Below are 12317 nucleotides of genomic sequence, written 5' to 3'. Positions count from 1 at the left end.
ATGGATGTCGTTCTTCTTTTCTGCATGATCGTCGGTCTGCTGCTGATTGGTGTGCCGATCGCCGTTTCGTTGGGTCTGTCGTCAATCATCTTCCTACTGGCGTTTTCCGAGACCTCGCTGGCCTCTGTCGCGCAGTCGCTATACCAGGCGATGGCAGGGCACTATACGCTGCTGGCTATTCCGTTCTTTATCCTTGCGTCTTCGTTCATGTCGACCGGCGGTGTGGCCACGCGGATCGTGCGTTTTGCGATCGCATGTGTGGGCCATTTCCACGGTGGTCTGGCGATTGCCGGCGTGTTCGCCTGTATGATTTTTGCTGCCCTGTCCGGGTCATCGCCCGCCACCGTTGTGGCCATCGGAACAATCGTCATCGCGGCGATGCAAAAAATGGGCTACACCAAGGACTTTGCCGCAGGCGTGATCTGTAACGCGGGCACCTTGGGTATTTTGATCCCGCCGTCGATCGTTATGGTGGTTTATGCGTCCACCGTCGAAGTGTCGGTTGGCCGGATGTTCCTGGCGGGTGTTATTCCGGGCCTATTGGCTGGTCTGATGCTGATGATCGCGATCTATATTTTCGCCCGGATCAAAAAGATGCCTAAAGGCGAGTTCGCAGGCTGGGCCGAAATTTTCGCAAGCTTCAAAGACGCGTTCTGGGGTTTGATGTTGATCGTGATTATCATGGTCGGGATCTACGGTATTCCAGGTATCACCGGGGCGATCTTTACCCCCACCGAAGCGGCCGCGGTTGCCTCTATCTACGCGTGGCTGGTGGCAAACTTCATCTACAAAGATATGGGCCCGCTTAATGAAGGCGAAAGCAAGCGCAGCTTGCTGTCCAAACCCATCGCCTTGGTGACAGCCTTGTTCCACAAGGACACCCGCAAGACCCTGTTTGATGCCGGTAAGCTGACCATCACCTTGATGTTCATCATCGCCAACGCGCTGATCTTGAAACATGTTCTTACAGATGAGCAGATCCCGCAAAAGGTCGCAGAGGCGATGCTGGGCGCGGGCATGTCTAAGATCATGTTCCTGATTGTGGTCAATGTGATCTTGTTGATCGGTGGTCAGTTCATGGAACCTTCGGGGCTGATCGTGATCGTGGCGCCGCTGGTCTTCCCCATCGCGATGGAGCTGGGCGTGGACCCGATCCACCTGGGCATCATCATGGTGGTGAATATGGAAATCGGGATGATTACGCCGCCTGTAGGTCTGAATCTGTTCGTAACCTCTGGTGTTGCCGGCATGCCGATGATGCGTGTGGTCAAGGCTGCAGCGCCCTTCCTGGCCGTGCTGTTCGTGTTCTTGATCATGATCACCTATATGCCGTTCCTGTCCACGTGGCTGCCAACCATGTCCATGGGGCCAGAGATCATCGTGAAATAGGCCAACCCACAATCATGACACAGCAAACGGCCGCCCGGATCGGGGCGGCCGTTTCGCGTTTTGGCCAGATGTGGGGCGTGTGTGGGGCAGGGAACAGAGCCGCTGCACGACAGGCCAACCATTAAAAACGCCTGCCAGTGAAACCGGCAGGCGTTTTGCAAAAACGTCAGTATTGCGGGGGGCGCTTAGCCTTGCGAATACATCCCCTCATAAATCGGAACCAATGTGTCAGTTTCAAACAGCGATGATACCGACGTGCCCGACCATGTGTTCAAGATCGCCTGCGCGAAGACCGGCGCAGTAGGAACGATGCGGATATTGGGGCAATCCAAAACCGCCTGCGTTGGTTGGATCGAGTCCGTAATAACCAGCGATTTCATTACCGAATTGGTCACACGCTCCACTGCGGGGCCGGACATAACCCCATGAGTGATATAGGCGTGAACCTCGGTAGCGCCCGCTTCCAGCAGCACTTCGGCGGCTTTGCACAGCGTGCCCGCCGTGTCGCACATGTCGTCAACGATGATACATTTCTTGCCGGTCACATCCCCGATCACGGTCATGCCCGACACTTCGCCAGCCTTTTCGCGGCGCTTGTCCACGATCGCCAATGGGGCCGAAATCCGCTTGGCCAATTCTCGCGCACGCGCCACACCACCCACGTCAGGCGATACCACCATCACGTCGTCCAGCTGGCCTTTGAAATTATGCAAGATGTCCAACGCAAAGACCGGCGCCGCATAAAGGTTGTCTACCGGAATATCAAAGAAGCCCTGAATCTGTGCCGCATGCAGATCCAGTGTCAATATGCGGTCCACACCGGCCTCGGTCAACAGGTTCGCAACCAGCTTGGCCGAAATCGGCGTGCGGGCCTTGGCGCGGCGATCTTGGCGCGCATAGCCAAAATACGGGATCACAGCGGTGATACGATCTGCCGATGACCGCTTTAACGCATCGGTCATGATCAACAGTTCCATCAGATTGTCATTGGCCGGGTTCGACGTCGACTGGATAATATACATATCTTCGCCGCGCACATTCTCGAACACCTCGACGAATATCTCAGCATCGTTGAACCGCTCAACGCGGGCATCAACCAGACCAACCGACATCCCGCGGTGCATGGACATGCGGCGGGCGATCGATTGGGCAAGCAACTTATTGGCATTGCCGGAAATCAGTTTCGGTTCGGTCATGGCTGGCATATCAAAGAGCTCCGGGAGGGGCCGTCCCCGTATCATCGACGGTCACGGCAAGGATTCGCTTGGATTGCGCATGCCTTAGCACCGGGTTACTCTCCAATCAAACCTCAAGCGCATGTCAGGACCTGTCGAAATGGCTCATATCGACTATTATTTCTCAGTTTTCTCTCCTTGGACCTATCTCGCGGGGCTGCGGCTGGAAGACATCGCGGCCCGACACGGGGCGCAGATCATCTATCGTCCGCTGGACCTTCTGGCGCTGTTTGATCGCACGGGTGGCACACGCCCGGCAGCGCGCCATCCCAGCCGCATGGACTACCGCCGGCAAGAGCTGGACCGCTGGGCCGATCGGATGGGGATGAAAATGGTCGCACAGCCGACGATTTATCCCCCCAACCCTGCGCCGGCGTCTTATGCGATTATCGCAGCGCAGAATTCCGGCGCTGCCCCGGTCGGGCCTCTGGTGCACGGGATTTTGCGTGCGCTATGGGCCGACGACCGCGACATTAGCCAAGATGACGTGATCCGCGACATTCTGCGCGATACAGGCTTTGACGAAGCCTTGGTGACCACAGGTCTGTTCGATGGCGCCATCACCTATGAGAAAAATTTGGATAGCGCTATCGTCCAAGGCGTGTTCGGCGCGCCATTCTATATCGTGCGCGAAAGCGATCAGCGGTTCTGGGGGCAGGACCGGTTGGACTTTCTTGACGCCCATCTTGGTACATTGGCATGACATCGGTGATCCTTGGCACGAAAATTCACGCACAGACCTTGGGCACGGGACCACGCCCAGCCCTGGCCATCCATTGCGCTATGGGTAACAGCCGGATGTGGCGGTCTGTCCTCAGCCCGCTGGAAGATCAGCTGACCACCACCGTCTTCGATCTTCCAGGACATGGTCAAAGCGGCGATTGGGACCGCGATATCCATGCCGGGGACTATCAAAAACACGCCACCCAAATCGCCGCCAGCTTCATCCGCAGGCCTGTCGATATTATCGGCCATAGTTTCGGCACAGCGGCCGCCTTGCGTATTGCGGTTGCAGCGCCTGATGCGGTGCGCTCCCTCACGCTGATCGAACCGATCTTGTTCAAGGCGATCGAAGGCACCGCAGACTACGCCCGCTTGCAGGCCGATCAAACGCAATTGGAAACACTGATCGCATCAGGGCAAGACGACAACGCCGTAAAAGGGTTCATCGACATTTGGGGGGCCGCCGGGATGTGGGAGGCCCTCACACCTGATCAACGTGCCCGTCGCTGCGCTCAGTTGCCGATCATTGCCTCCGCCTCACGCAGCAACCTCGAAGACCCCGGCGATATCCTGCGCCCTGATGGGCTGGAAAGTATTGACGCCCCGGTATTGTTGATCCATGGCGATAAAAGCCCCGCATCGGTTGCACAGGTTTGTCAATCGCTTGCACCGCGTTTCCAAGACGTGGGCACCGCATGCGTTCCCAACGCGGGCCATATGGTGCCTATCACCCACGCGCAGGTGGTTAGCGATTTAATTGCAATGAATATCGACCGCAGTTAACGCCTCAACAGGGCCGTCAATGCCCAACGGCGGCCCTTTCATCTTGCCAAAAATATCCAAAGCCCGCTGCAGGCGTGGCATGACATCGCGAAAACCGTGTCGAAGATGCCTATAGGGCTCAACCGCTGCGGGCATCATATTCCGTTCGGGCCTGCGATACAGCGGCATAATTATCCTTTGTCCAGCCATATAACGCACGAAACGGTGGCAGCAGTGTTTTGCCAAGCGGGCTTAATTGATATTCAACCGCCACAGGCGTTGCCGGCAGCACCGTGCGAATGATCACCCCATTTCGTTCCAATTTCCGCAAGGCCTGAGTCAATGATTTCTGGCTCACCCCTTCAAGGCAGCGTTTCAGCGCATTGAAACGTGTTGGGCCGCTGTCCAAAACAGTCAATATCATCATCGACCATTTATCTGCGATCTGATCGAACAATTCCCGACAGGGGCAGGCGACCGAGAAATTTGCAACAGAACAAACATTCGGCGCTGATGTATCAGCGGTCGCCTCTGGCGCAGCGACGAAAGTGTCAACGTGATCATTCATGCGGGTTACCTTCAGGTGACGTAGTGCAATATAGGTGCCTTATTGACACTAGGTATCACAAATATACCTATAGGGCCAAGTCTGAAGATAAGCCTAGCAAAAAGGAACCTCCCCGATGTCTCTTGATGGACCGACCTCCAAAACAGAAACGCTTTTTCGTCCCTTTACCTATAAGGGCCTGACGCTGAAAAACCGGATTGTCATGGCGCCGATGACACGCTCTATGGCGCCGCAGGGGATCCCCGGGCCGGCCAACGCCAGCTATTACCAGCACCGCGCCGAAGGCGATGTCGGCCTGATCCTCTCAGAGGGCACAGTGATCGACCGCCCCGCATCACGCAACATGGCAGGTATCCCGTTTTTCCACGGTGACGAGGCCCTGTCAGGCTGGAAACGTGTGATTGACGCGGTGCATGGCGCAGGCGGCAAAATGGGCCCGCAGATCTGGCATACTGGCTCGACCCGTTCGGGCGAGTGGGAGCCTGAGGCTCCGGTGGAAAGCCCCTCTGGCCTGATCGGTCCGGGTGATCCGCGCGGTGAGACCATGACAGAAGAGGATATTCAGGCGGCAATCGCAGGCTATGCCAAAGCAGCCAAAGCGGCCAAGGATCTGGGCTTTGACGTGGCCGAACTTCATGGTGCGCATGGCTATCTGATCGATCAGTTCTTCTGGGAAGGGACCAATCTGCGTGACGATCACTGGGGTGGGAAAACCATCGCAGAGCGATCACGCTTTGCTGTAGCTGTTGTAAAAGCTGTGCGCGAAGCCGTGGGCCCTGACTTCCCGATTATTTTGCGTGTCAGCCAATGGAAACAGCAAGATTATTCGGTGCGATTGGCCCATAGCCCCGCCGAGATGGAGGATTGGCTGCAGCCGTTGGTGGATGCAGGCGTGGACATCTTGCACTGCTCGCAGCGCCGGTTCTGGGAAGCGGAATTCCCGGAAATCGATGGCGAAGACGGTTTGAACTTTGCCGGTTGGGCGAAGAAAATCACCGGTGTGCCGACGATCTCTGTCGGGTCGGTTGGTTTGTCGGGGGAGTTCTTTGGTGCGTTTGCCGGAGAAGGGTCGAAGGCGACATCGCTTGATAAGTTGACCGACCGGATGGCGCGCGATGAATTCGACCTGATCGCGGTTGGCCGGGCGTTGATTTCCGATGCGCATTGGGCGGCAAAGGTAAAAGCCGGTGAGGCGGATCAGCTGCACGGGTTTGACGCCAAAGACCTGGGCGCGCTGGACTAAGCGCAGCGTAAACCCAAATCGCGCCGCTGCGGGCATCGAACCCGCAGCGGCGCGGTCAGGGGCCGTTGGCCCCTTCCAAAATGCGGTTGACTGTTGTTGCGCCACATAGTGCCGGTGTTATCGGCGCCAGCCTTCAGGCCAGACAGAGGCCTGCGCAACGCAAGGCGCCGCTGCGGCCTGCTGTGTTACGCAGACACCGGTCCACCGGCCTGCTGCCAATCCGAGAACCCGCCGATATTATAGACTTTGGCGTAGCCAAGCTGTGTCATCACCTCGGCAGCCTTTCGGGCCCGCCCCCCCATTGCGCAGTAAATGGCCACGGGTGTTTGGGTCGACAGCTGTGATAATTTCTCTGGGCTGTCGGGCGCGGTTTTCGCCGCAACCTGTGCCAGGGGAATATGCAGCGCACCTTGGGCTTTTCCAGAAGCGGTCAGCTCTGCCAGCTCTCTGACATCTATCAATTGCAATTGTCCGCTTGCAGCCATTTCGATGGCCTCGGCAGCAGTCAAAGGATGCGGTGTGTTCGGGGTGTTTGAAGACATATGACGATCCGTTATGCGAAGGGCTGCAGGCTCTGCCCTAGATGTGAGCCCCTTTGCCCGGCGATGCAAGCGATCGCATTCATGGTGGCGCGACTGTGATTTTTTCCAAAATGCCATGCATTTGAACGAATGCGCAGAAGTTCACAGTTTGTTCGCACTTTTCCATTGGCGATGGCGCGGTGACACCCTATCTAGGGATCAGGTTCCGAAGGGGTATAGCATGGCCGAGCTGAAAACCATTGAGGTGCGTGGTGCGCGCGAACACAATCTGAAAAACGTGGATATGGATATTCCGCGCGATCAGTTCGTGGTGATCACCGGCCTTTCGGGGTCGGGAAAATCCTCATTAGCGTTTGATACGATCTATGCCGAAGGGCAGCGGCGTTATGTCGAAAGCCTGTCGGCCTATGCGCGCCAATTTCTTGATATGATGGGCAAGCCTGATGTTGATCATATCAGCGGGCTAAGCCCGGCGATTTCGATCGAGCAGAAGACGACATCAAAGAACCCACGGTCAACCGTTGGGACAGTGACTGAAATCTATGACTACATGCGGCTGTTATATGCCCGCGCCGGCACGCCCTACAGCCCCGCGACAGGCGAGCCGATTGAAGCGCAGCAGGTTCAGGATATGGTTGACCGCACCATGGCAATGGAGGAAGGCACGCGCGGCTATCTTCTGGCGCCCATCGTGCGGGACCGTAAGGGCGAATATAAGAAAGAATTCATTGAGCTGCGCAAGCAGGGCTTTCAGCGTGTGAAGGTCAATGGCACTTTCCATGATCTGGAAGAGCCACCCGTTCTGGATAAGAAATTCCGCCATAATATTGATGTGGTCGTGGATCGGATCGTCGTGCGCGAAGGGATGGAGACCCGTCTGGCCGACAGTTTCCGTACAGCACTGGATCTGGCTGATGGGATTGCGATTTTGGAAACAGCTCCGCGCGAAGGTGAGGGAGAGCGGTTCACATTTTCTGAAAAATTTGCGTGCCCTGTCAGTGGTTTCACTATTTCTGAAATTGAACCTCGGTTGTTTTCGTTCAACGCGCCTTTTGGGGCCTGCCCGGTCTGTGATGGTCTAGGGGTAGAGCTGTTTTTCGATGACCGTCTGGTGGTGCCGGATCAAACCCTGTCGGTGGCGGCGGGTGCCATTGCACCTTGGGCGCGCACCAAAAGCCCCTATATCACCCAAACCATTGAAGCCTTGGCGAAACATTATGATTTCGACAAGAAAACCGCGTGGAAAGACCTACCGAAAAAGATCCAAGAGCTGTTTTTGCGCGGTTCTGGTGATGAGGAAATTGCCTTCCGCTTTGATGAGGGTGGGCGGGTCTATTCAGTTGAACGCAGCTTTGAAGGCGTGGTACCCAATCTGGAACGCCGGTTCCGTGAAACCGAAAGCGCATGGTCGCGCGAGGAAATGGAACGGTATCAGAATAACCGCCCCTGCGGGTCCTGCGGTGGATATCGCCTGAAGCCAGAGGCGCTGGCGGTGAAAATCGCCGGGCTGCATGTGGGGCAGGTGGTTGAGATGTCGATCAAGGAAGCCCATGCTTGGATCGGTGATGTGCCAGAACAGCTGAGCCACCAAAAAAATGAAATCGCCAAAGCGATTTTGAAAGAAATCCGCGAACGGCTTGGATTTTTGGTCAATGTCGGCCTGGATTATCTAACTTTGTCGCGGGCCGCAGGCACGTTATCGGGCGGCGAAAGCCAACGTATCCGCCTGGCCAGCCAGATCGGGTCCGGCTTGACCGGCGTTTTGTATGTGCTTGATGAACCCTCTATCGGGTTGCATCAGCGTGACAATGACCGGCTGTTGACCACATTGAAAAACCTGCGTGATCAGGGCAATTCGGTCATCGTGGTGGAACATGATGAAGACGCGATCCGGCATGCGGATTATGTTTTTGATATTGGTCCGGGTGCCGGTGTTCATGGCGGTCAGGTGATCGCGCATGGCACGCCCGAACAGATTGCGGCGGATCCCAACAGTATCACCGGACAATATCTGTCGGGCCTGCGTGAAATTCCGGTGCCTGCGACGCGGCGTAAGGGAAATAAGAAAAAAGTGAAGGTTGTCAAAGCCTCGGGCAATAACCTGAAGGATGTAACGGCCGAATTCCCGCTGGGCAAATTTGTCTGTGTCACAGGTGTCTCGGGCGGGGGGAAATCCACGCTGACGATTGAAACATTGTTCAAAACCGCTTCGATGCGGTTGAACGGTGCACGTCAAACTCCGGCCCCTTGTGAAACGATCAAGGGGTTGGAACATCTGGACAAGGTCATTGATATTGACCAACGCGCCATTGGGCGAACGCCACGATCAAACCCTGCGACCTATACCGGCGCCTTCACGCCAATCCGTGATTGGTTTGCGGGCCTGCCAGAATCCAAGGCACGCGGCTATAAGCCGGGCCGGTTCTCATTCAACGTGAAAGGGGGCCGCTGCGAGGCCTGCCAAGGCGACGGTGTCATCAAAATTGAGATGCACTTCCTGCCCGATGTCTATGTGGAATGTGAGACCTGCAAGGGCAAACGCTATAACCGTGAAACGCTGGAAGTGCAATTCAAAGGTCAGTCCATCGCAGATGTTCTGGATATGACTGTTGAAGATGCGCAAAGCTTTTTTAAAGCCGTCCCCTCCATCCGGGAGAAAATGGACGCGCTGGTTGAAGTCGGCCTTGGCTATATCAAAGTGGGTCAGCAAGCGACAACATTGTCAGGCGGCGAGGCACAAAGGGTCAAGCTGTCGAAAGAATTGTCGCGACGGTCGACCGGGCGCACGCTGTATATCCTGGATGAACCTACGACGGGCCTGCATTTTGAAGATGTGCGCAAGCTGTTGGAAGTCCTGCACGAGTTGGTAGAGCAGGGCAATACCGTCGTGGTGATCGAACATAATCTGGATGTGATCAAAACTGCGGACTGGATCATTGATATTGGTCCAGAAGGCGGTGATGGCGGCGGAGAGGTGGTGGCCGTTGGCACCCCGGAAGAGGTGGCCAAAGAGCCGCGCAGCCATACCGGGCGCTATTTGGCACCAATGTTGGAAAGCAAAGCTGCGGCGCAGTGAACGACTTCGGCCTTAGGGCCGGAGGATGTATCAGGTGTTAATATCAGATGCGCGCAGCCAATGAACCGGGGGGGCGCTGCGCTCGGTCAACGGCCAGAGCGATAGCCCACCACTTCGATCACCTTGTTGGTGTCGGCGGCGACCTTGTAGACGATGTTATCGGTCATATAATAGCGCCAGTTGCCGTCGACATCGGGAAGATCATAGCGGCGTAAATCCATCAACATGGATTGTTGATAGACCGGATAGGCATCTCCAACTGCATAATCGGGCGTGGCCTTGTTGGACAAGACCCAGCGACCGGTTTGGCCGCTGGGCGAAACAGTGCGGCAAAATCGATCGCCCGAGCGCAAGTCGCGGCACTCTTGCAGGCCTGTGTCGGCGGTGATCTCGCTCTCAATTTTTTGGCTTTGCATTGCGGCGCCTCCGCGTAAAACCGTCTGCGCCTGACTGGCCATAGGTGCAAGAAGCCCAAATCCCACGACCCCCACCGACAACAGAATTGGGTGAAGAATGTTGGATCGGGGCTGTTGCATTGGCTATCCTGTCAGAGTCAGTTCATAAGGGCGGTCACGGCACCGATCAGGGCAAGGATTTGCTGCGAGTCACGGTCCACACGGTAAATCTGGTCGCCGTGACGGCGATATTCGTAGTGCGGATCAAGTCCATAGCGGCGCGGGTCTTTGATGACAATATAGTCCGAGGTCATCCGGTCGCCCACCCGAAACCTGTCGTCACGATGTCTGCCGCCCCCATCTGCGCGGCGGTCATGTTTATCGTAACGGTGAAAGTCACGCGCGTCGTGTTTCTTGACCTGTCCGGGAGGGCCGCATACCCCATGCCCTTGTTGATGTCCGGGGGGGCAGCCGCGTGGATCAGCGCTTGCGACGCCGGCACTTAGGCCACAGGCAAGCGCAGTGGCGGTTGCAAGAAGGGTCAGCTTAATTTTTGATGTGCTCATGGAACATCCTCCTAATGTTACAAGTGCAATGCAGTGACAGGCAAAACAGTTCCAATCACATGCGTGTTGTGCAGTTTGGGTTGGGCGGAAAGGGGCCGATAAGCAGCAGCTTAGCGCTGGCGCTCGGGCCGGTCAGAGGGTCTGTGCCCTCTGACCTGACAAGGCCGTTGCGCCACTTCAGTTATTTAGCAATGCGCTGACTAGGCCCACGGCAGCAACCACTTCCAGCGTGTCTTTGTTCACCGTTACGACGCGGTCATCAACGATACGATATTCGCGCCCTGATGGGGGCGGGGGCAGGCGTTTCAACTGCGCAGATGTGGGGGCGTGCCCGGGCGCAGAATGTTTCTTTGCGGCCTGCTTTTGCGGTGCGGCTTTATGGTCGGATTTTTGTGAATGCTGCGCCTGCGGTGCTTTGACGTGATCGGATTTTTGCGCATGGGGAGCATCACATTTTTGCCCCGGTGCGCAGGCGTTGGGGCTGTTATTAGGGCCTGCCATTGCCGCGCCGGAAAAGGCGATCATTGCGGCAGAAGTCATCATCATTAAACGTTTCATCGTCTGTATCCTTTGTCATGCTCAGATACAGATAGAACGCTGCTCCCCCTTGGTTTGGTTGCGTGAAATTATATAAAAAACCTTTTCGTGATAGTATGTTAGCATATTTCAAATCCACGCTTTGGAAATATGCCACCCATCCATTAGACTGCTTTATACGGCCATTATGCGGCTGTATTTTCATAAGGCCCTGTTTGGGGCGGGGGCACCAAAATTAATGCCCGCCTGTGCTGGAAGCGGGGCCAAAAGCGCCTGAACCCGCTGCGAAGTCAGGCTGTCGGGTGTGTCTTGCCAATGCGGTGTGCGGTCTTTATCGATGATCTGGGCGCGCACCCCCTCCAAGAACTCGGCCAATTCGCAGGCCCGGTAAGTAAAGCGATACTCATTCGACAGCGCCTGACAGATATCGTTTTGTGCCCGCGCTATCCGGATCAGCTGTATCGCGGCCTGCATTGAGAGGGCGGCATTTCGCGCCACAACGCTTAAGGTCTTATGTCCAAATTCACTGTCGGCGGCGCGCAATGCAGTTAGGATCTGCTCCAAATCGGGACGTGAGAATATCGCGTCAATCTGTGGGCGCATTGCCTCCAGGGTGCTGGAATTTGGTGGGGTTTGGCCGCTGGGCATATCGCGCAGATCGCCGTGGTCGCACAGTGCCTGTATAATCTGCGGCCATGTTTCTTCTGGCAAATAGCGATCAGCAAACCCTGCATAAAGTGCGTCAGCCGGTGTCATGCGCGCACCGGTGACGCCAAGATATTCGCCTATATGTCCCGGCGCATGGGCCAAAAGATAGGTGCCGCCGACATCGGGGATAAGCCCAATGCCGCTTTCAGGCATGGCCATCTGCGTTGATGCGCCGATGATACGGTGGCTTGCATGCGCCCCTACACCCACGCCGCCGCCCATCACAAAGCCCTGCATAAAGGCGATGATCGGTTTGGGATAGGCGGCGATCTTGGCATTCATTCGGTATTCGTCGCGCCAAAATTGTTGCCCGGTAGTGAAATCGCCTGTGATGCCGGCGTGATAGACTGCGGCGATATCACCGCCCGCGCAAAAGGCGCGCTCACCTTGGGCATCGATGACGATAAGCGCGACGGCGGCATCATCACGCCAGGCATCAAGCGCGCGCTCTAGCGTTAGGCACATTGGGTGGTTCAGCGCATTAAGCGCCTTGGGGCGGGCAAAGGTGATCCGCCCGGCGTGACCCTGGACATATGTGCGAAGATCATCGGTCATGGGGATCCCTCCTGGCTG

At 56.4% G+C, this 12317-nt stretch carries 12 protein-coding genes; 5 read left to right on the top strand and 7 right to left on the bottom strand.

All coding sequences use genetic code 11. The features are described from left to right. Positions 1-1389: a TRAP transporter large permease gene (locus tag BFP70_RS01810; protein WP_066009558.1), complete on the top strand. Its 1389-nt coding sequence runs from the start codon at positions 1-3 to the stop codon at positions 1387-1389. 185 nt (positions 1390-1574) lie between these two features. Here BFP70_RS01810 and BFP70_RS01805 read toward each other — a convergent pair whose 3' ends face one another. After that, a complete protein-coding gene (locus BFP70_RS01805) occupies positions 1575-2594 on the bottom strand; it encodes a ribose-phosphate pyrophosphokinase (protein ID WP_066009556.1) in 1020 nt (339 codons plus the stop codon). A 130-nt stretch (positions 2595-2724) separates the two neighbouring features. On the opposite strand from BFP70_RS01805, the gene BFP70_RS01800 reads away from it, so the two are divergent. After that, the gene (locus BFP70_RS01800; RefSeq protein WP_066009554.1) at positions 2725-3327 is read left to right on the top strand and encodes a 2-hydroxychromene-2-carboxylate isomerase; all 603 of its coding nucleotides are present in this window, start codon (positions 2725-2727) and stop codon (positions 3325-3327) included. Further along, the gene (locus BFP70_RS01795; RefSeq protein WP_066009550.1) at positions 3324-4130 is read left to right on the top strand and encodes an alpha/beta fold hydrolase; all 807 of its coding nucleotides are present in this window, start codon (positions 3324-3326) and stop codon (positions 4128-4130) included. Before BFP70_RS01800 ends, BFP70_RS01795 begins: the two co-directional genes overlap by 4 nt. Positions 4131-4248: 118 nt before the next feature. Here the strand turns inward: BFP70_RS01795 and BFP70_RS01790 are convergent, their stop codons facing one another. Continuing rightward, a complete protein-coding gene (locus tag BFP70_RS01790) occupies positions 4249-4677 on the bottom strand; it encodes a helix-turn-helix domain-containing protein (RefSeq protein WP_066009549.1) in 429 nt (142 codons plus the stop codon). 115 nt (positions 4678-4792) lie between these two features. On the opposite strand from BFP70_RS01790, the gene BFP70_RS01785 reads away from it, so the two are divergent. Beyond that, positions 4793-5920: an NADH:flavin oxidoreductase gene (locus tag BFP70_RS01785; protein WP_066009547.1), complete on the top strand. Its 1128-nt coding sequence runs from the start codon at positions 4793-4795 to the stop codon at positions 5918-5920. Between the two features lie 185 nt (positions 5921-6105). Here BFP70_RS01785 and BFP70_RS01780 read toward each other — a convergent pair whose 3' ends face one another. After that, on the bottom strand, positions 6106-6462 hold the full coding sequence (locus BFP70_RS01780; protein WP_066009546.1) for a rhodanese-like domain-containing protein: 357 nt from the start codon (positions 6460-6462) through the stop codon (positions 6106-6108). A gap of 220 nt (positions 6463-6682) precedes the next feature. Between BFP70_RS01780 and uvrA the strand changes: the two genes are divergently transcribed. Continuing rightward, entirely contained in the window at positions 6683-9538 is a 2856-nt protein-coding gene (gene uvrA, locus BFP70_RS01775) for an excinuclease ABC subunit UvrA (RefSeq protein ID WP_066009542.1), read from the top strand. An 86-nt stretch (positions 9539-9624) separates the two neighbouring features. Here uvrA and BFP70_RS01770 read toward each other — a convergent pair whose 3' ends face one another. The 4 genes from BFP70_RS01770 to BFP70_RS01755 all read right to left on the bottom strand — a co-directional run bounded on the left by BFP70_RS01770 (position 9625) and on the right by BFP70_RS01755 (position 12299). Further along, positions 9625-10074, bottom strand: coding sequence for a hypothetical protein (locus BFP70_RS01770; protein ID WP_066009541.1), 450 nt, complete (start codon positions 10072-10074; stop codon positions 9625-9627). A gap of 17 nt (positions 10075-10091) precedes the next feature. Beyond that, positions 10092-10499, bottom strand: a complete 408-nt coding sequence (locus tag BFP70_RS01765) for a hypothetical protein (RefSeq protein ID WP_066009538.1) — start codon at positions 10497-10499, stop codon at positions 10092-10094. A gap of 177 nt (positions 10500-10676) precedes the next feature. Next, complete coding sequence (locus tag BFP70_RS01760) at positions 10677-11057, bottom strand: hypothetical protein (protein WP_066009536.1); 381 nt, start codon at positions 11055-11057, stop codon at positions 10677-10679. Positions 11058-11237: 180 nt separating this feature from the next. Beyond that, positions 11238-12299 (bottom strand): 3-hydroxyisobutyryl-CoA hydrolase, encoded by a 1062-nt coding sequence (locus BFP70_RS01755; protein ID WP_066009534.1) that lies wholly within the window; start codon positions 12297-12299, stop codon positions 11238-11240. Positions 12300-12317: the final 18 nt, after the last annotated feature.

The sequence above is a fragment of the Thioclava sp. SK-1 genome (assembly GCF_001705665.1).
In the GTDB taxonomy this organism is placed as follows: domain Bacteria; phylum Pseudomonadota; class Alphaproteobacteria; order Rhodobacterales; family Rhodobacteraceae; genus Thioclava.
This window is presented reverse-complemented; position numbering and strand designations above follow the sequence as displayed.

Excerpts from the sequence above, each read along its gene's own strand:
- BFP70_RS01810 (WP_066009558.1), top strand. The coding sequence starts at position 1 with ATGGATGTCGTTCTTCTTTTCTGCATGATCGTCGGTCTGCTGCTGATT.
- BFP70_RS01805 (WP_066009556.1), bottom strand. The coding sequence starts at position 2,594 with ATGCCAGCCATGACCGAACCGAAACTGATTTCCGGCAATGCCAATAAG.
- BFP70_RS01800 (WP_066009554.1), top strand. The coding sequence starts at position 2,725 with ATGGCTCATATCGACTATTATTTCTCAGTTTTCTCTCCTTGGACCTAT.
- BFP70_RS01795 (WP_066009550.1), top strand. The coding sequence starts at position 3,324 with ATGACATCGGTGATCCTTGGCACGAAAATTCACGCACAGACCTTGGGC.
- BFP70_RS01790 (WP_066009549.1), bottom strand. The coding sequence starts at position 4,677 with ATGAATGATCACGTTGACACTTTCGTCGCTGCGCCAGAGGCGACCGCT.
- BFP70_RS01785 (WP_066009547.1), top strand. The coding sequence starts at position 4,793 with ATGTCTCTTGATGGACCGACCTCCAAAACAGAAACGCTTTTTCGTCCC.
- BFP70_RS01780 (WP_066009546.1), bottom strand. The coding sequence starts at position 6,462 with ATGTCTTCAAACACCCCGAACACACCGCATCCTTTGACTGCTGCCGAG.
- uvrA (WP_066009542.1), top strand. The coding sequence starts at position 6,683 with ATGGCCGAGCTGAAAACCATTGAGGTGCGTGGTGCGCGCGAACACAAT.
- BFP70_RS01770 (WP_066009541.1), bottom strand. The coding sequence starts at position 10,074 with ATGCAACAGCCCCGATCCAACATTCTTCACCCAATTCTGTTGTCGGTG.
- BFP70_RS01765 (WP_066009538.1), bottom strand. The coding sequence starts at position 10,499 with ATGAGCACATCAAAAATTAAGCTGACCCTTCTTGCAACCGCCACTGCG.
- BFP70_RS01760 (WP_066009536.1), bottom strand. The coding sequence starts at position 11,057 with ATGAAACGTTTAATGATGATGACTTCTGCCGCAATGATCGCCTTTTCC.
- BFP70_RS01755 (WP_066009534.1), bottom strand. The coding sequence starts at position 12,299 with ATGACCGATGATCTTCGCACATATGTCCAGGGTCACGCCGGGCGGATC.